Consider the following 21,887-nt stretch of genomic DNA (forward strand, 5'->3'; position numbering starts at 1 on the left):
CTACCGCTTGCGGCCCAGTGCGGCCAGCGCCGCGCGCAGCACCGAGGACGTGGTGTGCCCGTCCCCTTCGGCCAGCACCCGGTCCACCGCCTGTTCGGCTTGTTTGGCCGGGAAACCCAGCCCGGCCAGCGCTTCGACGACCTCGCCGCGCAGCGCGCCGGGCGCGGCCACGACCGGGGCGTCGGCGGTGCCGCCGAGCGCGGTGACCTTGTCCCGCAGTTCGAGGCTGAGCCGCTCGGCTCCCTTGCGGCCGATGCCGGGCACCTGGGTGAGCACGGTGATGTTGCCTTCGACGAGCGCCGCGCGCAGTTTGTCCGGCTCCAGCACGGCCAGCGTCGCCAGCGCGAGCCGCGGCCCGATCCCGGACACCGTCTGGAGCAGGCCGAACAGCTCGCGCGCGTCCTCGTCGGCGAACCCGAAGAGGGTCAGCGAGTCCTCGCGCACGACCAGCGCGGTGTGCAGCCGCGTCTGCTCGCCGCGGCGCAGCGTGGCCAGCGTCGCCGGGGTGGCCTGCACGGCGAGGCCGACGCCGCCGACCTCGACCACCACGTGGTCGAGCCCGACGGACAGCACTTCGCCGCGTACCGAGGAGATCATCGTCGTGCTCCTGTTTCGTTCTGCTTCTTGGTGGTTCCGGCCGCCTTGGCCGCGGCCGCCAGCCGGGCCTTGTGGGCGCGGACCAGCTCGGCCGCGCGGGCCTCGGCCTCGGCGAGCCGGACCCGCATCGGCTCGCGCCACAGGTGGCAGATGGCGAGCGCGAGCGCGTCGGCCGCGTCCGCCGGATGCGGTTTGACCTCGAGCCCGAGCAGCCGCATCACCATGGTGGTGACCTGCGCCTTGTCCGCCCGGCCGGACCCGGTGACGGCGGCCTTGACCTCGCTGGGCGTGTGGAAGACGACCGGCAGCCCGCGCCGCGCCGCCGACAATGCCACGACCCCGCCTGCCTGCGCGGTGCCCATCGCGGTGCGGACGTTGTGCTGCGCGAACACCCGCTCGACGGCGACCGCCTCCGGCCGGTACCGGTCGAGCCAGCGCTCCACCTCGTCGGCGACGCCGAGCAGCCGCTGCGCGAGATCCTGGTCCGCGGGCGTGCGCACGACCCCGACCGCGACCGGGCGCACCGAGCGGCCCTTGCCGCCGTCGACCACGCCGAGGCCGCACCTGGTCAGACCGGGGTCGACCCCGAGCACCCGCACCGTTTCTCCTTCGCCCGCGCGAACATTAGTTCGAGATGCAGGCTAACGGTCGCGGCGCGCGGTCCGGCGGCGGACACGCGCTAACACATGTGCACACATGTGCGCACATGTGATGCCATGACCGGTTTGCCTGCCGGGCCCGCCCGCAAGCACGCTGGGGGCATGCCGGGACCAGAGGACTACGTCGCGCACCTGGGGCTGGAGCCGCTGCCGGTGGAGGGCGGCCGGTTCGCGGAGAGCTGGCGCGCGGCCGAGGGTTCGGCGATCTATTACCTCCTCACCGCGCCCGAGTTCTCCGCACCGCACCGGCTCGACCGCGTCGAAGTGTTCGTGCACCACGCCGGTTCGCCCGCGCGGATGCTCCTGCTGCATCCCGACGGGAAGGTGACCCGCCCGGTGCTGGGCAGCGACGTGGCCGCCGGAGAACGTCCGCAGGTCGTGGTGCCTGCCGGGACCTGGCAGGCCACGGTGCCGCTGGGCGCGTGGAGCCTGCTCGGCACCGTGGTGGTGCCGCCTTACACCGACGACTGCGTGGAGTTCGCGGATCCGGCGACGCTGGCCGCGCGATTCCCGGACGCCGCCGCCGACCTGGCCGCGTTCGGCCCCGGCTAGCCGGGTCAGGGCCCGTCGACGCCGGGCGTCCAGCTTTCCGGGTCTCCGCTCTCGGTGAGCACCGGCTGCCATTCGGCGAAGCCCTCGGGCGCGTCGGCGTGCCACGGGAAGTGCCCGTCCGGCGTCGCGACGATCATCTGCAGCGCCGGGAAGTCGCCGTCCGGGTAGACGAGGAACGCGGACCCGAAGTACTCCGGGTAGTGGCCTTTCGCGACGCGTTCGAAGATCACCGGCGCGCCCTCGAAGAAATCGTCGTAGCGTTTGCCGACCTCGAAGATCTCGCCGTTGGCGGAACGGTCGACGTACGCGTCGAGCAGCACCGGGGCCATGTGGTCGGGCAGCCCGATCACGACCGCCTCGGGCACGTTGTGCAGCGCCCACGCGCACGCGGTGAAGCAGTAGCCCGCGCCCTGGTCGTCGGCGGCCACGGCGATGACCGCGTTCCCTCGTTCCCTCGCCTGCGTTTCGATCCAGGCGATGAGGCTCTGCTCTTCTTCGGTGAGGGAGGTCGTCACGGCGGACATTCTGCCCCACCCGCGCGCCCGAGCCCAGTCCCCGCGCCGGTCATTTTCCGGACGCCCCAAGGATTTTCCCGGTTTCCCTTGCGCGCCAACGGAAATCGAAACGAACACGGCCGCGCCCCGGGAGTGCCGGGGGCGCGGCCGTGTCGCGGCGATTGGATCAGTCCACCGCGGCCATGACCTCGTCGGACACGTCGAAGTTCGCGTACACGTTCTGCACGTCGTCGCAGTCCTCGAGCGCGTCGATCAGCTTGAAGACCTTCTTCGCGCCCTCGACGTCGAGCGGCACGCTCACCGACGGCAGGAAGGTCAGCTCGGCCGATTCGTACTCGAAACCGGCCTCCTGCAGCGCCTTGCGCACCGGCACCAGGTCGCCGCCCTCGGAGACGATCTCGAAGCTCTCGTCGAGGTCGTTGACCTCCTCGGCGCCCGCGTCGAGGACCGCCATGAGGACGTCGTCCTCGGTCGCGTCCGCCTTGGGCATGATCACGACGCCCTTGCGGTTGAACATGTAGGCGACCGAACCCGGGTCGGCGAGCGAGCCGTTGTTGCGCGTGAGCGCGGTCCGGACCTCCATCGCGGCGCGGTTCTTGTTGTCGGTGAGACACTCGATCAGCACCGCCACGCCGTTCGGGCCGTAGCCCTCGTACGTGATGTTCTGCCAGTCCGCCCCGCCCGCTTCCTCGCCGGCGCCGCGCTTGCGCGCGCGCTCGATGTTGTCCTGCGGGACCGAGTTCTTCTTCGCCTTCTGGATGGCGTCGTACAGCGTGGGGTTGCCGTCCGGGTCCCCTCCGCCGGTCCCGGTGCGGGCGGCGACCTCGATGTTCTTGATCAGCCGCGCGAAGAGCTTGCCCCGCTTGGCGTCGAGGTTCGCCTTCTTGTGCTTCGTCGTGGCCCACTTGGAGTGGCCGCTCATCTTTCCTCCATCTGTTCCGCGGCCGCGGGCCTCCCGGCGCGGCCGCCGCAATCCTTGCTCAGGCTTTCCGCACAAGCTCGACGAACAGCCGGTGCACGCGCTCGTCCCGGGTGATCTCCGGGTGGAACGCGGTCGCCATCACCGCCCCCTGCCGGACGGCGACGATCCTATCCGCCCGCGGCCCGTCCGGCGGATCGTCCGGGTCGGGCACGGTGGCCAGCACCTCGACCCCGTCGCCCGCCTTCTCGACCCACGGGGCCCGGATGAACACCGCGTGCAGCGGCCCGCCGGACAGGCCGGCGAACGGGAGGTCGGCCTCGAAGGAGTCGACCTGCCTGCCGAACGCGTTGCGCCGCACGACCACGTCGAGCCCGCCGAGCTGCTGCTGGTCCGGGCGCCCGTCGAGCACCTGGCGGGCCAGCAGGATCATCCCGGCGCACGAGCCGAACGCGGGCAGGCCGCCCGCGATCGCCTCGCGCAGCGGTTCGAGCAGCTCGAAGGTCTCGAGCAGCCGCGACATCGTGGTGGACTCCCCGCCGGGGAGCACCAGGCCGTCCACCTGTGCCAGCTCGGCGGGGCGGCGCACCGGAACCGCGCGGGCGCCCGCGCCCTCCAGCATCGCGACGTGCTCGCGCACGGCGCCTTGCAAGGCGAGCACGCCGACCGCCGGCCGTGCTCCCGTAGCTGTCGCCACCCGACCTCCCGTGAGACGTTCACTCCAGCTTAGGGGGGCCGCCCGGAGCGCAACCGGGCAGGTCAGGCGGGCGGCGCGGGGGCCGCCGCCCGCCCGGACGGCGCTCCGGGCGCCGGTCCCGCGCCGGCGTGAAGTGGACTGCTGAAATCTGTCGCCAGTGGCCACCTCGAAGGTGGTCTCCACCGGTGCCGGTCCGGGCTGGCCTTCCCGGCCCGGACCCGTCTTCCATGGTAGGCCGTTCCGGAAGGCCCAGGTCAACGCTTCCGGCCGGAAAAGTGACCGAGCCGAAGTGGATCTTTCCGCGCGAAAAGTGGCCTTCCGAGATAGCCGCGCAATGGCCTGCCTCAGCGGTCCACCGCCGTCCTACGCTGGACGGGAAGACCACTTCCGCTCCCCCGAGAAAGGCCCCCGAGGTGTCGCAGCAGCAGAACGCCGAACCCCAGACCGTCACCGGCACCGCGAAGGTGAAGCGCGGCATGGCGGAGATGCTCAAGGGCGGCGTGATCATGGACGTCGTGACCGCCGACCAGGCCAAGATCGCCGAGGACGCGGGCGCGGTCGCCGTCATGGCGCTGGAGCGCGTCCCCGCGGACATCCGCGCGCAGGGCGGCGTCGCCCGGATGAGCGACCCGGACCTCATCGACGGCATCATCGAGGCGGTTTCGATCCCGGTGATGGCGAAGGCGCGGATCGGGCACTTCGTCGAGGCGCAGGTGCTGCAGTCGCTCGGCGTCGACTACATCGACGAGTCCGAGGTGCTGACCCCCGCCGACTACGCGAACCACATCGACAAGTGGGCGTTCACCGTGCCGTTCGTGTGCGGCGCGACCAACCTCGGCGAGGCGCTGCGCCGGATCACCGAGGGCGCGGCGATGATCCGCTCGAAGGGCGAGGCCGGCACCGGCGACGTCTCGAACGCGACCACGCACATGCGCAAGATCCGCGGCGAGATCCGCCGCCTGCAGTCGCTGCCGGAGGACGAGCTGTTCGTCGCCGCCAAGGAGCTGCAGGCCCCGTACGAGCTGGTCCGCGAGGTGGCCGAGGCGGGCAAGCTGCCGGTGGTCCTGTTCACCGCGGGCGGCATCGCGACCCCGGCCGACGCGGCGATGATGATGCAGCTGGGCGCGGAGGGCGTGTTCGTCGGCTCGGGCATCTTCAAGTCCGGCAACCCGGCACAGCGCGCCGAGGCGATCGTGAAGGCGACGACGTTCCACGACGACCCGGACGTGCTGGCGAAGGTGTCGCGCGGACTCGGGGAAGCGATGGTCGGGATCAACGTGGAGGACGTGCCGGAACCGCACCGGCTCGCTGAGCGCGGCTGGTAACGGCTCTTAACGAAGACCGCTCTGGACGGTGAGGGACTTCGGTCTCTCACCGTCCTGTCGTTTCCGGCCCGGCCCGGCGCGGTCAGCGGTCGCGTTCGTCCAGCTGGGCGCGGAGGCCAGTGATGACGTCGCGGGCGTCGGCGAGTTCGTCCTGCAGGCCGATGATCCGCGCGGCCGAGGCGAGGGAATGGCCCTCGTCCAGTTGTTCGCGCAGCCGCACCACGAGGGTCAGCTGGCGGCGCGAATAGCGGCGGTGCCCGCCGCCGGAGCGTTCGGGCCGCACCACGGCCGCGGCGTCCAGGCTGCGCAGGAACGCCTGCTGCACGCCGAGCAGCTCGGCGGCCTGCCCGGTCGTGTAAGCCGGGTAGTCCTGGTCGTCGAGGCTGTCCAGTCCGGCCACGCGCACCTCCTCTCCTGCTGGCTCAAGATTATCTCGGCCCGCTTCTTGACACAATCTCCAGTCCGCGCTATAGAAATTAGCAGACGCGAGAGCTGACCTGGGTGCCGCGAGACCGTAGCCGGGGGGTGATCGACGATGCCGGACACCATCAGCCGCCAGGGCCCGACGGCCCGCGAATTCGCCGATCTGATCTGCGCCGATCCCGTCTGGCTGCGCGCCGAGTTCGACGCGATCGTGGCCGCCAGCTTCGGCGGCATCCCGATGCTCCCGCCGCCGAGCGACGACTTCCGCCCGCGGAACCCGCGCCCCGCCCCTGGCGAGCGGCGAGCCGCGGCCCGCCGGTGGCGAGCGTGGCCGCCGGAACGCCGGGAGCGGTCTCCTCCGCCGCGGCGGAGCCCGAACACGCCAGCGTGACCTCGCCAGGGAGGTGATACCGCGCAGAGATCGTCACGGTTGCTTTCACCCGAACTGGTTCCGGCCCCGCCACCGCATCCGGCGGCGGGGCCGGATCTCCGCGGGAAAACCCCGCGGTCACGAGAACAGCGAGACCAGCCAAGGGAAGGAGAAAGGGAGGCGCATGGTCATGTTGATGCGAACCGACCCGTTCCGGGAACTCGATCGACTGACCCAGCAGTTTTTCGGCGGCAATGGCACCACGACCCGTCCGGCGGTGATGCCGATGGACGCCTACCGGTCCGGCAACGACTACGTGGTGCAGTTCGACCTGCCCGGGGTCGCGCCGGAATCGATCGACCTCGACGTCGAACGCAACGTGCTGACGGTGAAAGCCGAACGCAGGCCCGACTACGGCGAGGACGCCGAGGTCCAGGTCTCCGAGCGGCCGCGCGGGGTGTTCTCCCGGCAGCTGTTCCTCGGCGACACCCTCGACACCGACAGCATCAAAGCCGATTACGAGGCGGGCGTGCTCACCCTGCGGGTGCCGATCGCCGAACAAGCCAAACCGCGCAAGATCGCCATCGGCGGCAGCCGCGAAGCCAAGCAGATCAACGCCTGACCGCTTTGAGACGCCCCTGCTCGCACGCGGGCCGGGGCGTCCGGCCAGCCCGTTCGGCTGTGCCGGAGGGACTAGTACCTTCGCGGCTTCCCGGGCCGCTCCCCCGTCGGCAAGCTCGCCGCATGATCCGCTTTTCCCTCTCCAGACGGGCTCGTCGCTGGCTGATCGCTGTGGCCGTCGTGGTGGTGCTGCTTCTCGTCGGCGGTTACGTACTGCTCCGGATCGCGAGTTCCCGGACGTTCCAGTTCTTCGGCGGCCTCACCGCTCGCGTGGAAACGTCGGAGAAAGTGGTCGCCCTGACCTTCGACGACGGTCCCGATCCCGCTGGGGTGCAACCTGTCCTGGACACACTGGCCTCGCGGAGAATCCACGCGACCTTCTACCTCATCGGATCGGACCTGGCGGCTCATCCGGATCTCGGCCGCGCCATCGCGGCGGCGGGCCACGAGATCGGCAACCACACCTACTCGCACGAACGCATGCTGCTGATCACGCCCGGCTACGCGGCGAGCGAGATCGAGCGCACCGACGCGCTGATCCGCGGCACCGGCTATACCGGCGAGATCACCGTCCGCCCGCCGAACGGCAAGAAGCTGTTCGCGCTGCCCTATTACCTGCACGAGCACAACCGCAAGACGATCACCTGGGACGTCGAACCGAATTCCTTCCCCGAAATCGACCGCAGCGCAACGGCGATCGCTGACTACACCGTGCAGAACGTGCGCCCCGGATCGATCGTGTTGTTCCACCCCATGTACGCGGGACGCGAGCAGACGCGCGAGGCCATCGGCCCGACCATCGACCGGCTGCGGGCGCTCGGCTACCGGTTCGTCACCATGTCGCAGTTGCTGGCTCGGCAAGGCAAGGGATGACCGCCACGACCGTCCAGCCTCCGCCCTCGGGACCCGCGTCGAGTGAACCGCCTCGGGCGGCGAGCTGGGCGCGCAAGCTGTCCAATCCGTACCCGGCACCGGCGGTCGGCTGTCCGCTCTGGTCGTTGCGCAGCACGATCCGGACGGCTTCCGCCGACGCCTCGACGCCGACGCGCAGCCGGACGCCTGGACCGTTGTGCCGCAAGGCATTGATGGCCGCCTCCGAGACAATCCGGTCGGCGAGGTCCCGCACCTCGTCCGGAATCCGGTGCAGGGCGGGCTCTTCCTCGATGACGAGGCCCGCCGCGGACAGTTCGGCGAGAACGGCGGCGAGCGCCGGCCCCGGCGGCTGCTCGCCGTCGTCCCGCAATTCCTGGAGGGTTTCGCGAACCTGGCTCAGCGCGTCCCGTCCGGCAGCGAGCATCGCGTCCACCCTGGCGCGGTCCGCGGCGGTCAGCTCGCCGACGGCCAGGAGCGCCTCCGCCTGCACAAGCATCACCGTGGTGGTGCGCGCGAGCGTGTCGTGCAGCCGCCGCGCGGTTCGTTCCCGCCGTTCGGCGGCCAGGCGTTCCAACCGGAATCGCGCGAACTCCGCGCGCTCGGCCGCGTGCCGCTGTCGCTCGGTGCCGAGCAGCCACGCCATGACGCAGACCGCGAGCGAGAGCAGCGCGCCGTCGATCGGGCCCTTCCACACGGTCATGGCGGCGCTGACAGCGGCGGCGGAAAGCCCGCCGAGTCCCCAGCGCACCCAAGCCCGGCGCGCGCTCGGCACGGTGTACAACGCGATCAGCACCGGCACGTAGTCGATGTTGTGCGGCTGGGTCGTCAGCAGCCGGGCCAGGGTGGCCGCGGTGACGACGGCGAGCACCCATCCCGGGAACCGGCGGCGGAAGGCCAGCGGCAGGACCTGCGCGGTCACGAGCGCGAGGCCGCCCCACCCCCACGCCCCGCCGAACCCGAGCAAGACGGCGACGAGCACGGTCGTTCCGAGGTCTGACAACGACTTCCGGTCGCGGAACCAGCGCACGAATCGAGCGTAGACTGCCGTGGTGATCAGGGTCCGCGTCGTCGACGACCACGCGCTGGTGCGGGAGGGCCTCGCGCTGATCCTCGGCGCTCAGCCGGACATCGACGTGCTCGGCGCGCACGCGGACGGCGCCGAACTGCTCGCCGCGCTCGACGCCGATACCGACGTCGTCCTGCTGGACCTTTATCTCCCGGGAATGGACGGAATCGAAGTCCTGCAGCGGATCCAGCGGGAATGGGCGGCGAAGGTCGTCATGCTCACCACGATCGGCCGCGCGGGGAAATCCGGCGCGCGCTGGCCGCGGGCGCGAGCGGATTCGTGCTCAAGGACAGCACCGGCACCGAACTCGCGGCCGCGGTCCGCGCGGCGCACGAAGGCATCACCGCGATGAGCCCGGCGGTCGCGGCGACACTCCGCACGCCGACCGGCGACGCGTTGACCCCGCGCGAACGCGACGTGCTGCTCCTGCTCGGCCGCGGACTGTCCAATCGCGACATCGCCGCCGAGCTGGGGCTGGCCGAGCGCACGGTGAAGGTCCACGTCGGCAACGTGCTCGCGAAGCTCCAGGTGGACAGCCGGACGCAGGCCGCGCTGCTCGCCGACGAGCACCTCCGGTCGGCGGTAGCGCGCCCAGCCCGGTCTCCGTCACGCTGAGCGTTCGAGGACAAGGGGGTTGCCGTGAAGGTCATCATCGTCGGGGCGGGCATCGGCGGGCTGACCGCGGCGCTGCGGCTGCACCGCAGAAGGCATCGAGTGCGCGGTGTACGAGCAGAGCGCACGGATCGGCGAACTCGGCGTCGGGATCAACGCGTTGCCGCACGCCGTCAAGGAACTCGCCGCGCTCGGTCTGCTCGACGCGTTGGACGAGATCGGCATCCGGACCCGCGAGCTGTTCTACACCCACCGGCTCGGGCAGGTGATCCTGCGCAGGCCGTGCGGGCTGGACGCCGGGTTCACGCTCCCCCAGTACTGCCTGCACCGAGGCAGGCTGCAGGGCATGCTGCTGCAAGCAGTCCAGGACCGGCTGGGTCCCGACGCGGTGCGGATCGGACATCGGCTGACCGGGTTCGAGCAGGACACACAAGGAGTCCAGGCGCGCTTCGCCGAGCGGGACAGCGACGCCCCGGTCACCGTGACCGGCGACGTTCTGGTGGCGGCCGACGGAATCCACTCGGCCGTGCGGTCCCAGCTGTTCCCCGACGAAGGACCGCCGCGCTGGAACGGGGTCCTGATGTGGCGCGGGGCGACCGACTGGCCGGAGTTCGGCGGCGGCCGTTCGATGATCGTCTCCGGCGGCACCGCGGCCAAACTGGTGATCTACCCGATCGGACCAGGCCGTTCCGCGGGCACCCGGCTCACGAACTGGGCAGTCTGCATTCAGACCGGGCAGCCCTGCACCCCTCCCCCGGACCGCCAGGACTGGGCCAAACCCGGCGACCGGGCGGAGCTGGCCCGGCACCTCGGACGCTTCCGCTGCCCGGAGGTCGACCACATCGCGCTGGCCGAGGCCACCGAAGAGATCTTCGAGTTCCCGATGTGCGACCGGGATCCGCTGCCCGCGTGGTCCCACGGACGCGTGACGCTGCTGGGCGACGCCGCGCATCCGATGTACCCGATGGGCTCGAACGGCGCTGGCCAGGCGATTCTCGACGCGACCAGCCTCGCGTCGCACCTGAGCCAGCACGCCGATCCCGCCGAGGCGCTCCGGGCGTACGAGGCCGACCGGCTGGCGGCCACCGGCGAGATCGTGCTGCGCAACCGCCGGGGCGGCCCGGAGAACGTCATCGACGAGGTCGAACGGCGCGCTCCGGACGGCTTCTCCCGGCTCGAGGACGTGATCGACGCGGCCACGCTGGAGGAGATCGTCGCCGGCTACGCCCAGGCGTCCGGAGCGTCCCAGCAGCAGGTGAACCGCGCCTGAGCCCCATGCCAGGAACTTGAGGCGGGCTGCCCCGGGCCGCAAGGGCTGGCGGGACCGCGGTGGTTCGACGGGGAGGGCTAGCGCCCCCCATGCGGCGTTGGGTGCGTGGCAGGCACGGTCATGCCGGATGTGCGGGTCCGTGAGGGACCCCTTGAGGGAATCTGATTCCCATGCCAGGGAGTTGGGCCGGATGGTCTCAGCCGCTAACCGTCCATAAAGGACACCCACATCGGTGAAATGCCGGATTAATGCCGTTACGCCCGTTTCTATAAGGCTGTGAGGGACTCCCTGAGGGAATCAGATTCCCTCAGGGAGTCCCTCACGGACGACACACCCGGCTCCCGTCGCCCGCGTCGGCCCCGACGCAAGCCAGCCCGGTCCGTCAGCCGATTCGGCCTGGGCGGACACACCTCAGCCGCACCCATCACGCCGCCCTCAGTCCCTGGCATCGGAACCTGATTCCCTCAAGGGGTCCCTCACAGACGACAATCCTGCCGCGGCTGGACCTGGCGGTCAGGCGCCTTCCACCGCACCGGGCGGCAGGAAGTCGACGTCGTGCAGCGCCGACACCCGGACCACCTCGGCCGGGTCGGTCAGGTTGTGCAGCTTGTCGAACAGCGTCGCCAGCTGACCGGCCGGGCTGACCCAGAACAGTCCCCGGGTCACGCTCTCGCTGCGGTTGTAATAGGCGTGCGGGAGCCCCTTCGGCATCCGGACGGTGTCGCCGGGTCCCGCGGTCTCCCACTTGCCGTCGAGGTAGAGGGTGAAGACGCCTTCCAGGATGTAGATGTGCTCGTCCTGGGTCGGATGGACGTGCGGCGGCACGCCGGTGCCGGGCGGGTCGAGGGTCTCGAACGCGAAGCTCGACTCGCTGGCCGCCTTCATCGAGTAGGTGTGGCCGAGCACGTTCCACACCTTGTTCCGCATGCCCTCGCGGGCGGGCGTGATCCCCTTGGGCAGGGGACCGAGCACGATTTCCTCGCCGGTCATCACACCTCCTGGCCGATGTTTCGTCCGACTCTGCGCTATCGGGCCTCCCGTGTACAGCCGCCAGTCACGAGAACGTGAGGAGGCCGTCCGCCAAAACCGGTGTCCCGTCCGCCGCACGCACGTCGAACGCGATGGCGTCGGGACCTGTCCGTCCCGCGTGGACCGACAGCGTCATCCCCGGGAAGACCGGGTTGGTGAAGCGGCATTCGACCCCGGTGAGATCGGTCCGGCCCGGGGTCGCGGCGGACACTGCCCGCGCGAGCATTTCTGTACCGTGCAGGACCGTGTCGGCCAGGCCCGCCGCCCGCGCGACGCGAATGTCGGTGTGGATGGGATTCCAGATCCTCGCGCATTCGCTGTAGACGACCGCGTTGGTCCCGTCGGTCTCGAACGTCGCGATCCGGGCGAGGTCAGCACCGGACGGCCGGGGTTTTTCCGCTGGGGCAGTGATTTCGCCGCCTTCGAGCCGGACACCTCGGTACAGCGTGCTCACCTGCGTGGTGACGAGCGGCGTTCCGTCGAGCGTGGTGGTGCGGAACTCCGTGACGATGAGCGCCGAGTTGGTCCGCGCCTCGGCCCGGTGCAGCCGTGCTTCGGTCCGCACTTCCTCGCCGGGCCGCAACGGCGCGCGCATCCGGATCCGGTGTCCGACATGCAGGCCCAGCCGCAGCGTTTCGGTGGACAGCTCGATCCCCGGCGCGCCCTGCTCGATGAGCGGCCATTCGATGCAGACCGGGAACACCGGGTGGCCGACGATGCCGCGGTCGAGATCGAAGAACTCCTCGCGGGTGTCGCCGACCGCCGCCGCGAAGGCGCGCAGCCAGCGGTCGTCGACGCGGTGGCCGGCGGTCCGGACCAGTCCGGGGCTGTCGGTCGGCAGTACTCGGATCACGTGCTCGGTCGCCATCGGCCATCCGTCCTCGCTTGCCAAAAACTGAACAGTCGGTACAGTAACAGAACCTCGCCGAGCCCGGTCCGCCCTTGCCCGGACCGGCCGGCCCGTTTTCCGATTTGAGGGAGCACAGTGCGCGCGATCCAGATTTCCTCGCTCGACGGACCCGCCGCGGTGGAGCTGGTCGAGGTGGCCGAGCCCGAGGCCGCCGACGGCGACATCGTCATCGACGTGAAGGCCGTCGGCGTCAGCTTCGTCGACGCCCTCATGACCCGTGGCCAGTACCAGGTGCGGCCCGAACTCCCGTTCGTTCCCGGGGTCGAGGTGGCCGGGATCGTCCGGTCGGCTCCCGCGGGCGCGGCGGTCAAGGCAGGCGACCGTTGCGCCGCCTACGTCCCGCGCGGCGGGTATGCCGAGGTGGTCGCCGCCAAGCCCGCGGTGACGTTCCCGCTGCCCGACGAGCTGTCGTTCCAGCAGGGCGCGGCGTTCGCGATGAACTTCCAGACCGTCCACTTCGCCCTGGTCCGGCGCGGGCGGCTGCGCGCGGGCGAGCACGTGCTGGTGCACGGAGCCGCCGGCGGAGTCGGCACGGCCGCGATCCAGGTCGCCAAGGGCCTCGGCGCGGTCGTCACCGCGGTGGTCGACTCGGCGAGCACGGTCGCCGTCGCCGAAACCGCGGGCGCGGATCACGTCGTGGTCGCCGAGGAAGGCTGGGCCGACGCGGTGCGCGCCGCCGCCCCGCACGGGATCGACGTGACGGTGGATCCGGTCGGCGGCGAGTACTTCGCGAACTCCATCCGGCTGCTGCGCCCGGAGGGACGGCACCTGGTGATCGGCTTCGCGGCGGGCGGCATCCCGGAGATCGCGGTGAACCGGTTGCTGCTCAAGAACATCGAGGTCGTCGGGGTGTACTGGGGCGGTTTCGTCGAACGGGACGACAGCATCGCGGCCGCCTCCGCCGCGGAACTCTCCCGGCTCGCCCGCGAGGGCTTCGTGCGGCCGGTGGTGGGCGGCGTCTACCCGCTCGCCGACGCCGCGAAGGCGCTGCAGGCCATCGAAGACCGCGCCACGTCCGGGAAGGTCGTTCTCGACGTCGCGGCGATCGGCTAGCCTCGTCTCCGCCCGTCGACCAGCGAAGGAAGCGTTCTATGCCCGTGAAGCCCGGCAGCACCGCACGACGCTCGAACCGGGCGGGGGCGGAAGCCAGGCAGCGCATCATGACGTCCGCTGTCCGGCTGTTCGCCGAGAACGGCTACCACGCCACCGGGATCGAGATGATCTCCCACGACACGGGGATCGGCCGGGGCGCGCTGTACCACCACATCGGCAGCAAAGAGACGCTGCTGTTCGAAATCTGCCACACCCGGCTGTCGGACCTGCTCACGCAGTCGGGCCGGATCGTCGCGACGGAGGCGACGCATCAGGAGCGGTTCCGGCAGCTGATGCGGTCCACGATGCGCAACCTCGCCGAGCACGCTCTGGAGTGGACAGTCGCGTTCCAGGAGTTCAAGGCCCTCACCGGGCAACGGCGCGCGGTCATCCAGGACGCGCGCGACCGGTACGAGGCGATGGTGGCCGGGATCCTGCGCGACGGGGCGGAAGCGGGCGAGTTCCGCGAGCTGGATCCGCTGGTGGTCAAGGGCATTCTCGGGCACTACAACTACTCGTACGCGTGGATCCGGCCGGACGGCGAGCGTACTCCGGAGGAGATCGCCGACCTGTTCACCGACACGGTGCTCAACGGGGTCCGGCAAGACCCGCGGTAGCGAACGGAAAAAGCGGGGCCGGTCGATCCCGGCCCCGCTTTTTCCGTGCTCCGCTTACCAGACCGCTTCGAGCAGCTCGCGGATCACCGTCTCGTCGACCGTCCGCGGCGATTCGCGGACCACGATGTCGCCCAGCGCGGCCCGCGCGACGCCGTTCAGCTTCTCGCGCCCGACGCCGAACTCCGACACCCGCCGCGGCACCCCCAGCTCGTCGAGGATGCGCTCCAGGCGGTCCGCCGCGGGAAGGTCCTCGGTGTCGCCCTGCACCCGCTGCAGCGACCGTGCCATCCGCGCCTGCTCGGCCGACGTCACCGGCTCGAGGAAGCGCATCACGTGCGGCAGCATGATGCAGGAGGTGACCCCGTGCGGGATCCCGACCGCGCCGAGCTGATGGCCGATCGCGTGGGAGAGGCCGAGCGAAACGTTGTGCACGCCGATGATGGACATCCACGCCGCCTGCAGGCACTTGAGCGCGGCCTCGTGGTCGTGCGGATCGCGGACCGACCGCGGAAGGTACTCGGCGAGCATGGTCAGCGCGCCGTCGGCCAGCGCCGTGGTGAAGGGGTGGGCGTTCTTCGCGTAGGCGGTCTCGACGGCGTGGTCCAGCGCCCGGACGCCGGTGGTGGCCCACAGGCCGCGTGGGGTGCTCGCGCAGAACTCGGGGTCGAGGAAGACCACCCTCGGTGTGGCTTCGAGGTAGACCGTCAGGTCCTTCGTGTCGCGCGATTCGTCGACGGATCCGGCGAAACCGTCCCATTCGGCCGCCGACAACGTCGTCGGGACCGCGAAGACGGGCATCGGCGTGCCGGTCAGGGGCGCTGCCGGATCGTGCTCGGGTACTCGAACTCGAGGTAGTTGCGGGCGAGATCCTCGACCGAATCCGAACCCTCGCAGAGGCCGATCGCGGCCAGTTTCGCGGCGTCGCACGGCGAACCGCCGCCGACCGCGACGAACGCGTCGGCCTTCGCCGCGCGCGCCTGCCCGATCAGCTCCACGATCAACTCGACCGGATTGTGCGCCTTGACCCGGGAGAACGTCCCGGCGACGCGGTCGCCGAGGTCGGCGGCCAGCTTCGCGAACGCCTCGCTTCCGCCGACCGACCTGCCGGTCACGAGGAACACCCGCCGCAGCCCCCTTCGGTCGAGTTCCGCGCCGATCTCGCGCACCGCTCCGGCGCCTTGGACGACCGTTTCGACCCGCGGCATCTCGAACGTCAGCACTTCGGGCATGGGGAACCTCCGGGTTTCGCACGTCATTGTGGCTGGCTGGCGGCCTGGCCGGCCGGGCAGCGGCCAGAACTGTACCGGTCATCCGGTATTTAGTCGAGCGACCTCCCGAGCGTTTCCGCACTTGACGCGCCGCGCTGGGCATGAAACTGTACCGACCGTTCGAGAAATGATCCGAAGGGAGCCCGCCGTGCCTGTGGATCCGAGGGTCCCGCCCCGCGAGGAGCTGGTGCTGAGGTACCTGCTCGAACGCCGCGCGGCCGAAGACCCGGACAAGGTTTTCGCGGTCTTCGACGGAGGGCCGACCTGGACGCGGGCCGATCTGCTGGGCGAGGTCCGCCAGACCGCCGCGGCGCTGGAAGCGTTGGGCGTGCGGCAGTTCGACAACGTCGTGTGCTGGCTGCCCAACGGACCGGACGTGCTGCGGTTCTGGTTCGCGATCAACTATCTCGGCGCGGTGTTCGTGCCGATCAACACGGCGTACCGCGGCGGTCTTCTCGCCCACGTGCTGGACAACTCCGAGGCCGAGATCATCATCGCGGACGCGGACCTGCTGCCCCGCCTCGCCGAGATCGGCCAGCGCGGCGGCCTCCGCGTCGCGATCCAGGTCGGCGACGGCGATCCCGGCCTCGACGGGCTCCAGGTAATCCGGGCATCGGCACTTCCGAACCTCGACGGCGAGGTGCCCGAACCCGGCACCCCCATCGAGCCCTGGCACACCCAGGCGATCCTCTACACCTCGGGCACGACCGGCCCCTCCAAGGGCGTTCTGACGTCGTACATGCAGGCGTGGTCCGCCTTCGGCCCGGTGTCGATGCCGATCATGACCGCCGACGACCGGTTCCTGATCAACATGCCGGCCTTTCACGCGGGCGGTTCGACCCTGCTCTACGCGATGCTGCTGAACGGCGGTTCGGTCGCGGTGGTCGAACGGTTCAGCGGCGAGCAGTTCTGGCGGCAGATCCGGGAGACCGGATCCACCATGGTGTTCCTGCTCGGCGTAATGGCCAATTTCGTGAACCGGCGCCCGCCGGAACCCGGCGACGCGGACAATCCGCTCACCAAGATTTTCGTCGTCCCGCTCCTCGACGACATCGCGGCGTTCTCGAAACGGTTCGGCGTGGACGTCTACACGATCTACAACATGACGGAATTGTCCGCGCCGATCGTGTCCGGGCCGAATCCGGCCGAAAAAGGGACCTGCGGCAAGGCCCGGCCCGGCGTCGAAATCCGGCTGGTCGACGAGGCCGACCGCGAGGTGCCGACCGGTTCGGTCGGCGAGATCGTCCTCCGCACCGACGCGCCGTGGGCGTTGTCCCACGGGTACTTCCGGATGCCGGAGGCGACCGCGAAAGCCTGGCGCAACGGCTGGTTCCACACCGGGGACACCGCGCGCAAGGACGCGGACGGCAACTACTACTTCGCCGACCGGCTCAAGGACTCGATCCGCCGGCGCGGCGAGAACATTTCGTCGATGGAAGTCGAAGCGGAAATCATGGCGCATCCGAGCGTGCGCGAGGCGGCCGTCGTCCCGGTTCCGAGCGAGATTTCCGAGGACGAGGTGCTCGCGGTGATCGCGACCGTTCCCGGAACGGATCTTGATCCAGTGGAGCTGATCCGTTTCCTCGAACCGCGGATGGCGTACTACATGGTCCCCCGCTATATCCGGTTCGTTCCGGAATTGCCCAAGACCCCCACGGCGAAAATCCAGAAAGCGGTCCTGCGGGAATCGGCGGTCACCGCCGACACCTGGGATCGCGAGGCCGCCGGGGTCAAGCTCGCGCGCTGAAGAACGATGCTCGGAAAGGTTGATTCGTGAAGGCAGTGGTCTACCGCAGCACCGGCGGCCCGGAGGTGCTCCAGCTCGTCGAGCGGGAGATTCCCGCCGTCGCACCGGGCGAGGTCCGGGTCCGCGTCGTCGTGTCCGGGGTGAATCCGACGGACTGGCGCAGCCGCTCGGGCCAGTCGTCCGGACTGCGGTTCGCGGAGCAAGTCCCGCATCAGGACGGTGCCGGAGTGGTGGACGCGGTCGGCGACGGCGTCCAGGATTTCGCGCCCGGCCAACGGGTGTGGCTGTGGGACGTCGCGTTCGACAGCCCGGCAGGCACCGCGCAGGAGTTCGTCTCGGTGCCCGCGCGCCACGTCGTGCCGCTGCCGGACAGCGCGAGCTTCGACGTCGGTGCCAGCCTCGGCATTCCGGCTCTCACCGCGCACCGCACCCTGACCACGTCAGCGCGCGGACCGCACCGCCTCGGCCCCGGCACCATGGCCGGGCGAACCGTATTGGTCCAAGGCGGCGCCGGAGCGGTCGGCCACGCCGCGATCCAACTGGCGGCCTGGTCGGACGCGACCGTCCTGGCGACCGTCAGCAGCCCGGAAAAGGCGGAACTCGCCCGCAAAGCCGGTGCCCACCAGGTCATCGACTACCGCACCGAGGACGTCGCCGCGCGCGTCTCGCAGCTGTCGCCGGCCGGGGTGCACCACATCGTCGAGGTCGACCTGGGCAGCAATCTGGCAGTCGATCTGGCCGCGCTCGCGCACGGCGGCAACATCAACGTCTACAGCTACGGCAACGGCGACCGCCTCCCGATCCCGTCGCGGGAAATGCTGGTCAAGAACGTGCAGCTGGATTTCACCTTCACCTACACGACCGACCCGGACAGCAAAGCGAACGCCCTGGCCGACGTACGCGCCGCCGCCGCGGACGGCGCGATGGAGGTCGGCGCCGAACACGGGCTGCCGATCCACCGGTACTCCCTCGACCGCGTCGCGGAAGCCCACCGGGCGGTCGAGGGCGGCCTGCTGGGAAAGGTCCTGGTCGACGTGGCATCGGCGTAAGCCGCCGGTCAGTTGTATTCGGAGATCTCCACCCCGAACGTCCCCGGCTCCAGCGCCTCGAAGATGTGCGGAACGTCCCCGGGGTAACAGATGTAGTCGCCCGGCAGCATCTCCACCGGGTCGTCCATGATGCCGATCCGCGCGCGGCCGGCGCACAGCACGGTGTGCTCGACCACGCCGCTCATGTGCGGATCCGACCGCCGCGGGATGCCCGGTTCCGCGCTCACCAGGTAGATGTCCCGGCGCGCCGCGGACGGGCAGGCCGACAGCAGCGTGCACGCGTAGTCGGCGTGTTCGGCGAACACCGTCGGGCCCTTGCCCGCGCGGATCACCTTCACCTCCTGCCGTTCCGGTTCGACCAGGCGCGAGAACGGCACGTCCAGCGCGACGCCGAGTGCCCACAGCGTCTCCACGCTCGGATTGCCGGACCCGGATTCCAGCTGGGACAACGTGGATTTCGCCAGGCCGGCGCGGCGCGCGACCTCGGTCAGCGAGAGGCCGGCGCGGGCCCGCTCGCGGCGAAGGGACGCCGCGATGATGTCCAGCGGCGCGCCGGTGCTCTCGTTCGGCATGTGTGTTCGCTCCATCAGTCTTGTCGTTCGCCTTGACGAACAGGGCCAGTCGTGTTCAGCATAGGACACTATGCGTTCGATTTGGCGAACACTCGATCGCGGCCTCGCCCGCGACATCGGCCTAGTCTGCCTGGCCGACGCCCTCGTAGGCGTGTCCTACGGTGCCATCGCGGTGGGCTCCGGCCTCCCGCTGTGGGCACCGATGCTGCTGTCCCTGCTGGTCTTCGCCGGCGCGTCGCAGTTCATGTTCGTCGGCATCGTCGCCTCGGGCGGCAATCCGCTCGCCGCGGTCGCCGCCGGGCTGCTGGTGAACGCGCGGCACGTGCCGTTCGGGTTCGCGGTCGGCGACGCGCTCGGCCGCGGGCTGCTCGGGCGGCTGGCCGGAAGCCATCTGATGATCGACGAATCGGTGGCGTTCGCGCTGGCCCAGCGCGAAGCGGACCGTCGCCGGGCGGCGTACTGGGCGTGCGGCATCGGGCTGTTCGTGTGCTGGAACCTCGGAGTGGTGGTCGGCGCGTTCGCCGGGTCCGCGATCAGCGACACCGACGCGTTCGGCCTGGACGCCGCCTTCCCGGCGGTGCTGCTGGCCCTGGTGCTGCCGTCGCTGAAGGACCGGGCGTCGCGACTGCCGGTGCTGATCGGCGTGGTGGTCGCGCTCGCCGCCACTCCCCTGCTCCCGGCCGGTCTGCCGGTGCTCCTCGCGCTGGTCGGAGTGGTTGCCGGCGCGGCGGCGAAGGAGCCGAAGTCGCTGGAAGGAGCGCACTGATGGACGGCGCGGAACTGATCGTCGCGACACTCGTGCTGGCCGCGGGAACCTTCGCGTTCCGGCTCGCCGGGCCGATGCTGCGCACGCGGGTGCGGCTGTCGCCGCGGGCCGAGCGGCTGATGACGCTCTCCGCGGTGGTGCTGCTCGCCGCGCTGGTGGCGACCAGCGCGTTGACCCAGGGGCATGAATTCGCCGGGATCGCGCGTCCGGCCGGAGTGCTGGTGGGCGGGGTGCTGGCTTGGCGGAAGGCGCCATTCGTGCTGGTGGTCATCGCCGCCGCGGCGACCGCCGCGTTATTGCGGCTCGCCGGGGTGCCGTAAATAACCGCGAGCGCGGAAAAAATGACCGGGAGGGGAAGACGAAGTGCTCGTCTCCCCCTCCCGCCGGTGGGGAAATCAATTTCCGTTCATCGAGCGGCGACCGCTCCGCACGTCGGGTCTTCCGGCTGCGCGGGCACGCTCACCGCGTCCCACGCCGCCTTCACCGTGTTGAATTCGGTGCAGCTATTCGGGAAGAGGCTCTTCGCCGCGGTCAGCGTCCAGGTGCGGTAGCTCTGGTAGGAGCTGCCGCTGTTCTTCAGCAGCATCGCGTTGTAGAAGATCTTCACCGCGGTCTCCACGCCGAGCCCGGTGACCGACGAGTTGTCGCAGGTCGGGCTGGCCGGCTGGCCGTTGGTCGGGCTCGAACCCTCGGCGAGCAGGTAGAACCAGTGGTTGCCGGGGCCCGCCGCGGCGTGCACCTCGGTGCCGGGAATCGAGTCGTCGTAGCAGTTCGCGTGGCCGAGCTGGGACGGGTCGTACATGTTGCGGATCGGCCCGCTGCCGACGAGGTTCACCTGGTTGCCGACGAGGAAGTCCGGGACCGCGTACGGCGCGGGCTCGTTGGCGAACCATTCGGACGCGGCCCCGTAGACGTCCGCGACGAATTCCTGGGTGCCGCCGCCGGACATGCTGCCGGGCGTGTGGTCGTCGATGCCGTGGCCGAACTCGTGCGCGATCACGTCGATCGAGCCGATCCACTGCCCGGCGGTGTTGTTCCCGACCTGGACCTGGGTGCCGTCGTAGTAGGCGTTCTGCTCGTTGAGGCCGACGCGGATCGGCCAGCCGCCGCCGTTGCCGTCGAAGCTGTTGCGGCCCAGCCATTGCGACAGCATCTTGTTCTCTTGCTGGATGCCGTAGAGGGCGTCGGCGCAGCCGGTTTCCTTGTCGGTCTCGTCGCCGTTGCCCCAGGTGTCGGTCGATTTGGTGAAGGTCTGCTGGGTGTCGGCGTCCTGACAGGCGACGTTCCCGATGGTCGGGTCAGTCATCGAGTAGCCGCCAGCACCGTCTGACGAGGTGTCGATGTGCAGCGGCTCCGGGCCGTTCCACACCGCCTGCGCGTCGCCGTAGGCCACGTGCTCCTTGGTTTTCAGCACCTTGCCGGTCAGGGCGTCGACAACGACGTCCAGCTTGCTCGGGCCTTCCGCGTTCCGCCCGGTCACCTGGGTCGTCCAGGCGAGTTTCGGGCTGCCGAGGGCATAAGCGGCCAGCTGCGCCGGGCGCACACTGTCCACAGTGGGCACTTGAGTGCGCGCGATCGCTTCAGCTTGGCTCGCGGTCAGCTTCGGCGTGGTGCTGGGCAGGTCGATCGCGGCCTTCTGCGCGACCGAGGTGGCGAGGACCGCTCCGGCGGAGTTCGTGGCCACGACGAAGTCGCCGCCCACGACCGGCAGGCCCTTGTAGGTGCGGTCGTAGGGCACGTACTTCAGCCCGTTGGTGGACGAGATCACCTTGTGCTGCTGGAAAACGTCGTCCTTGCTGGCGTGCAGCGCGGCGGGCCGGGCGGCCACCAGCGCCTGCGCGGCGCTGGCCGCCAGCGCTTCGGCGGCTTGCGGACTCCGCGGTTCGAGGGGCTGCGCGTGGGCGGCGGTGGCCGTGGTGACGGCCCCGGCCAGCACCCCGGCTGCGAGCAGCACGAGCGGTCGGCGCGATTTCATCGGCGGTGTTCTCCTCCGGACAGGCCGGATCAGGCCCGGGGGTGGGGGCCGGATTCGGAAGTGGAATGGGATCGAACCCCGCCAAGAGTCGGGTTTTTCCCAACTCCCGGCAACCGACGAAGGTCGTTAAGTTATCAACTTCGCCACCATTCGCCCTGATTTCCCGCGTGCGTTTTCCGGAATATCCGCTTTCCGCCCAAGAAACGCGAGACGCCCACCTCGGCAGCAGTCCGGCTTACCGGATGAATCCGGCGTAAATTCGCCGACTAATCCTTTGTGGACAGTGGATCGCCTGGCCGTCCACAGTGGAATCGAGCGGGCCGGTACTCCCGGAGCCCGCGATGAGCGAACGGCTGGCCCCAG

27 protein-coding genes are annotated in these 21,887 nt (G+C 70.2%); 14 read left to right on the forward strand and 13 right to left on the reverse strand.

Features of this window, described 5'->3' with window-relative positions:
* On the reverse strand, positions 1-597 hold the full coding sequence (gene ruvA / locus RPX00_RS40530) for a Holliday junction branch migration protein RuvA (protein WP_406633636.1): 597 nt from the start codon (positions 595-597) through the stop codon (positions 1-3).
* Positions 594-1,196 carry a crossover junction endodeoxyribonuclease RuvC gene (gene ruvC / locus RPX00_RS40535; protein WP_406633638.1) on the reverse strand — a complete coding sequence of 201 codons (603 nt, stop codon included), beginning with the start codon at positions 1,194-1,196 and terminating at the stop codon, positions 594-596. Before ruvC ends, ruvA begins: the two co-directional genes overlap by 4 nt.
* A gap of 162 nt (positions 1,197-1,358) precedes the next feature.
* Here ruvC and RPX00_RS40540 point away from each other — a divergent pair, with 162 nt between their 5' ends.
* Positions 1,359-1,808: a cupin domain-containing protein gene (locus RPX00_RS40540; RefSeq protein WP_406633640.1), complete on the forward strand. Its 450-nt coding sequence runs from the start codon at positions 1,359-1,361 to the stop codon at positions 1,806-1,808.
* Between the two features lie 5 nt (positions 1,809-1,813).
* Here RPX00_RS40540 and RPX00_RS40545 read toward each other — a convergent pair whose 3' ends face one another.
* From RPX00_RS40545 to pdxT, 3 genes are all read right to left on the reverse strand, one after another.
* Complete coding sequence (locus RPX00_RS40545; protein WP_406633642.1) at positions 1,814-2,332, reverse strand: DUF4262 domain-containing protein; 519 nt, start codon at positions 2,330-2,332, stop codon at positions 1,814-1,816.
* A gap of 157 nt (positions 2,333-2,489) precedes the next feature.
* Entirely contained in the window at positions 2,490-3,245 is a 756-nt protein-coding gene (locus RPX00_RS40550; RefSeq protein ID WP_406633644.1) for a YebC/PmpR family DNA-binding transcriptional regulator, read from the reverse strand.
* 58 nt (positions 3,246-3,303) lie between these two features.
* Positions 3,304-3,939 (reverse strand): pyridoxal 5'-phosphate synthase glutaminase subunit PdxT, encoded by a 636-nt coding sequence (gene pdxT, locus RPX00_RS40555; protein ID WP_406633646.1) that lies wholly within the window; start codon positions 3,937-3,939, stop codon positions 3,304-3,306.
* Between the two features lie 413 nt (positions 3,940-4,352).
* On the opposite strand from pdxT, the gene pdxS reads away from it, so the two are divergent.
* Positions 4,353-5,264, forward strand: a complete 912-nt coding sequence (gene pdxS / locus RPX00_RS40560; protein ID WP_037811282.1) for a pyridoxal 5'-phosphate synthase lyase subunit PdxS — start codon at positions 4,353-4,355, stop codon at positions 5,262-5,264.
* An 82-nt stretch (positions 5,265-5,346) separates the two neighbouring features.
* On the opposite strand, the gene RPX00_RS40565 is transcribed toward pdxS, so the two are convergent.
* Entirely contained in the window at positions 5,347-5,664 is a 318-nt protein-coding gene (locus RPX00_RS40565) for a helix-turn-helix domain-containing protein (protein WP_406633648.1), read from the reverse strand.
* A gap of 135 nt (positions 5,665-5,799) precedes the next feature.
* Here RPX00_RS40565 and RPX00_RS40570 point away from each other — a divergent pair, with 135 nt between their 5' ends.
* From RPX00_RS40570 to RPX00_RS40580, 3 genes are all read left to right on the forward strand, one after another.
* Positions 5,800-6,078 (forward strand): hypothetical protein, encoded by a 279-nt coding sequence (locus tag RPX00_RS40570; protein WP_406633650.1) that lies wholly within the window; start codon positions 5,800-5,802, stop codon positions 6,076-6,078.
* 169 nt (positions 6,079-6,247) lie between these two features.
* Positions 6,248-6,679, forward strand: a complete 432-nt coding sequence (locus tag RPX00_RS40575) for an Hsp20/alpha crystallin family protein (protein WP_406633652.1) — start codon at positions 6,248-6,250, stop codon at positions 6,677-6,679.
* Between the two features lie 122 nt (positions 6,680-6,801).
* Positions 6,802-7,551, forward strand: a complete 750-nt coding sequence (locus RPX00_RS40580; RefSeq protein WP_406633654.1) for a polysaccharide deacetylase family protein — start codon at positions 6,802-6,804, stop codon at positions 7,549-7,551.
* Here RPX00_RS40580 and RPX00_RS40585 read toward each other — a convergent pair.
* Positions 7,511-8,578 carry a sensor histidine kinase gene (locus tag RPX00_RS40585; protein WP_406633656.1) on the reverse strand — a complete coding sequence of 356 codons (1,068 nt, stop codon included), beginning with the start codon at positions 8,576-8,578 and terminating at the stop codon, positions 7,511-7,513. The genes RPX00_RS40580 and RPX00_RS40585 overlap by 41 nt on opposite strands.
* Positions 8,579-8,600: 22 nt before the next feature.
* Between RPX00_RS40585 and RPX00_RS40590 the strand changes: the two genes are divergently transcribed.
* From RPX00_RS40590 to RPX00_RS40600, 3 genes are all read left to right on the forward strand, one after another.
* Positions 8,601-8,969, forward strand: a complete 369-nt coding sequence (locus RPX00_RS40590; protein WP_406633658.1) for a response regulator transcription factor — start codon at positions 8,601-8,603, stop codon at positions 8,967-8,969.
* The gene (locus RPX00_RS40595; RefSeq protein ID WP_406633660.1) at positions 8,966-9,232 is read left to right on the forward strand and encodes a response regulator transcription factor; all 267 of its coding nucleotides are present in this window, start codon (positions 8,966-8,968) and stop codon (positions 9,230-9,232) included. Before RPX00_RS40590 ends, RPX00_RS40595 begins: the two co-directional genes overlap by 4 nt.
* 106 nt (positions 9,233-9,338) lie before the next feature.
* The gene (locus RPX00_RS40600; RefSeq protein WP_406633661.1) at positions 9,339-10,499 is read left to right on the forward strand and encodes a flavin-dependent oxidoreductase; all 1,161 of its coding nucleotides are present in this window, start codon (positions 9,339-9,341) and stop codon (positions 10,497-10,499) included.
* Between the two features lie 513 nt (positions 10,500-11,012).
* Here the strand turns inward: RPX00_RS40600 and RPX00_RS40605 are convergent.
* Positions 11,013-11,489: a cupin domain-containing protein gene (locus tag RPX00_RS40605; protein WP_406633663.1), complete on the reverse strand. Its 477-nt coding sequence runs from the start codon at positions 11,487-11,489 to the stop codon at positions 11,013-11,015.
* A gap of 64 nt (positions 11,490-11,553) precedes the next feature.
* Complete coding sequence (locus tag RPX00_RS40610) at positions 11,554-12,396, reverse strand: MaoC/PaaZ C-terminal domain-containing protein (RefSeq protein WP_406633665.1); 843 nt, start codon at positions 12,394-12,396, stop codon at positions 11,554-11,556.
* A gap of 117 nt (positions 12,397-12,513) precedes the next feature.
* Between RPX00_RS40610 and RPX00_RS40615 the strand changes: the two genes are divergently transcribed.
* A complete protein-coding gene (locus RPX00_RS40615) occupies positions 12,514-13,491 on the forward strand; it encodes an NADPH:quinone oxidoreductase family protein (protein ID WP_406633667.1) in 978 nt (325 codons plus the stop codon).
* A gap of 107 nt (positions 13,492-13,598) precedes the next feature.
* Positions 13,599-14,147: a TetR/AcrR family transcriptional regulator gene (locus RPX00_RS40620; protein ID WP_406633669.1), complete on the forward strand. Its 549-nt coding sequence runs from the start codon at positions 13,599-13,601 to the stop codon at positions 14,145-14,147.
* A 54-nt stretch (positions 14,148-14,201) separates the two neighbouring features.
* Here the strand turns inward: RPX00_RS40620 and RPX00_RS40625 are convergent, their stop codons facing one another.
* Together RPX00_RS40625 and RPX00_RS40630 are read right to left on the reverse strand one after the other, a co-directional pair.
* On the reverse strand, positions 14,202-14,945 hold the full coding sequence (locus RPX00_RS40625) for an iron-containing alcohol dehydrogenase (RefSeq protein ID WP_406633670.1): 744 nt from the start codon (positions 14,943-14,945) through the stop codon (positions 14,202-14,204).
* A gap of 11 nt (positions 14,946-14,956) precedes the next feature.
* Positions 14,957-15,376: an iron-containing alcohol dehydrogenase gene (locus RPX00_RS40630; RefSeq protein WP_406633672.1), complete on the reverse strand. Its 420-nt coding sequence runs from the start codon at positions 15,374-15,376 to the stop codon at positions 14,957-14,959.
* A gap of 187 nt (positions 15,377-15,563) precedes the next feature.
* Between RPX00_RS40630 and RPX00_RS40635 the strand changes: the two genes are divergently transcribed.
* Positions 15,564-17,162, forward strand: a complete 1,599-nt coding sequence (locus tag RPX00_RS40635; protein WP_406633674.1) for an AMP-binding protein — start codon at positions 15,564-15,566, stop codon at positions 17,160-17,162.
* Positions 17,163-17,188: 26 nt separating this feature from the next.
* A complete protein-coding gene (locus tag RPX00_RS40640; protein WP_406633676.1) occupies positions 17,189-18,211 on the forward strand; it encodes an NADPH:quinone reductase in 1,023 nt (340 codons plus the stop codon).
* Between the two features lie 8 nt (positions 18,212-18,219).
* Here the strand turns inward: RPX00_RS40640 and RPX00_RS40645 are convergent, their stop codons facing one another.
* Entirely contained in the window at positions 18,220-18,783 is a 564-nt protein-coding gene (locus tag RPX00_RS40645; RefSeq protein ID WP_354745274.1) for a helix-turn-helix domain-containing protein, read from the reverse strand.
* Positions 18,784-18,853: 70 nt separating this feature from the next.
* On the opposite strand from RPX00_RS40645, the gene RPX00_RS40650 reads away from it, so the two are divergent.
* Positions 18,854-19,549, forward strand: a complete 696-nt coding sequence (locus tag RPX00_RS40650; RefSeq protein WP_406633678.1) for an AzlC family ABC transporter permease — start codon at positions 18,854-18,856, stop codon at positions 19,547-19,549.
* Positions 19,549-19,869, forward strand: a complete 321-nt coding sequence (locus tag RPX00_RS40655; RefSeq protein ID WP_406633680.1) for an AzlD domain-containing protein — start codon at positions 19,549-19,551, stop codon at positions 19,867-19,869. Before RPX00_RS40650 ends, RPX00_RS40655 begins: the two co-directional genes overlap by 1 nt.
* An 86-nt stretch (positions 19,870-19,955) precedes the next feature.
* Here the strand turns inward: RPX00_RS40655 and RPX00_RS40660 are convergent, their stop codons facing one another.
* Positions 19,956-21,524 carry a M4 family metallopeptidase gene (locus RPX00_RS40660; RefSeq protein WP_406633682.1) on the reverse strand — a complete coding sequence of 523 codons (1,569 nt, stop codon included), beginning with the start codon at positions 21,522-21,524 and terminating at the stop codon, positions 19,956-19,958.
* Between the last annotated feature and the right edge of the window lie 363 nt (positions 21,525-21,887).

This window comes from Amycolatopsis sp. WGS_07, from assembly GCF_045278895.1.
In the GTDB taxonomy this organism is placed as follows: domain Bacteria; phylum Actinomycetota; class Actinomycetes; order Mycobacteriales; family Pseudonocardiaceae; genus Amycolatopsis.

What these genes read in the sequence shown, in the direction of transcription:
- RPX00_RS40605 (WP_406633663.1), bottom strand. Translation starts at nt 11,489, where the DNA reads ATGACCGGCGAGGAAATCGTGCTCGGTCCCCTGCCCAAGGGGATCACG.
- RPX00_RS40545 (WP_406633642.1), bottom strand. Translation starts at nt 2,332, where the DNA reads ATGTCCGCCGTGACGACCTCCCTCACCGAAGAAGAGCAGAGCCTCATC.
- ruvA (WP_406633636.1), bottom strand. Translation starts at nt 597, where the DNA reads ATGATCTCCTCGGTACGCGGCGAAGTGCTGTCCGTCGGGCTCGACCAC.
- RPX00_RS40610 (WP_406633665.1), bottom strand. Translation starts at nt 12,396, where the DNA reads ATGGCGACCGAGCACGTGATCCGAGTACTGCCGACCGACAGCCCCGGA.
- RPX00_RS40570 (WP_406633650.1), top strand. Translation starts at nt 5,800, where the DNA reads ATGCCGGACACCATCAGCCGCCAGGGCCCGACGGCCCGCGAATTCGCC.
- RPX00_RS40655 (WP_406633680.1), top strand. Translation starts at nt 19,549, where the DNA reads ATGGACGGCGCGGAACTGATCGTCGCGACACTCGTGCTGGCCGCGGGA.
- RPX00_RS40650 (WP_406633678.1), top strand. Translation starts at nt 18,854, where the DNA reads ATGCGTTCGATTTGGCGAACACTCGATCGCGGCCTCGCCCGCGACATC.
- RPX00_RS40540 (WP_406633640.1), top strand. Translation starts at nt 1,359, where the DNA reads ATGCCGGGACCAGAGGACTACGTCGCGCACCTGGGGCTGGAGCCGCTG.
- RPX00_RS40595 (WP_406633660.1), top strand. Translation starts at nt 8,966, where the DNA reads ATGAGCCCGGCGGTCGCGGCGACACTCCGCACGCCGACCGGCGACGCG.
- RPX00_RS40550 (WP_406633644.1), bottom strand. Translation starts at nt 3,245, where the DNA reads ATGAGCGGCCACTCCAAGTGGGCCACGACGAAGCACAAGAAGGCGAAC.
- RPX00_RS40580 (WP_406633654.1), top strand. Translation starts at nt 6,802, where the DNA reads ATGATCCGCTTTTCCCTCTCCAGACGGGCTCGTCGCTGGCTGATCGCT.
- RPX00_RS40620 (WP_406633669.1), top strand. Translation starts at nt 13,599, where the DNA reads ATGACGTCCGCTGTCCGGCTGTTCGCCGAGAACGGCTACCACGCCACC.
- RPX00_RS40575 (WP_406633652.1), top strand. Translation starts at nt 6,248, where the DNA reads ATGTTGATGCGAACCGACCCGTTCCGGGAACTCGATCGACTGACCCAG.
- RPX00_RS40660 (WP_406633682.1), bottom strand. Translation starts at nt 21,524, where the DNA reads ATGAAATCGCGCCGACCGCTCGTGCTGCTCGCAGCCGGGGTGCTGGCC.
- RPX00_RS40625 (WP_406633670.1), bottom strand. Translation starts at nt 14,945, where the DNA reads ATGCCCGTCTTCGCGGTCCCGACGACGTTGTCGGCGGCCGAATGGGAC.
- RPX00_RS40630 (WP_406633672.1), bottom strand. Translation starts at nt 15,376, where the DNA reads ATGCCCGAAGTGCTGACGTTCGAGATGCCGCGGGTCGAAACGGTCGTC.
- RPX00_RS40645 (WP_354745274.1), bottom strand. Translation starts at nt 18,783, where the DNA reads ATGCCGAACGAGAGCACCGGCGCGCCGCTGGACATCATCGCGGCGTCC.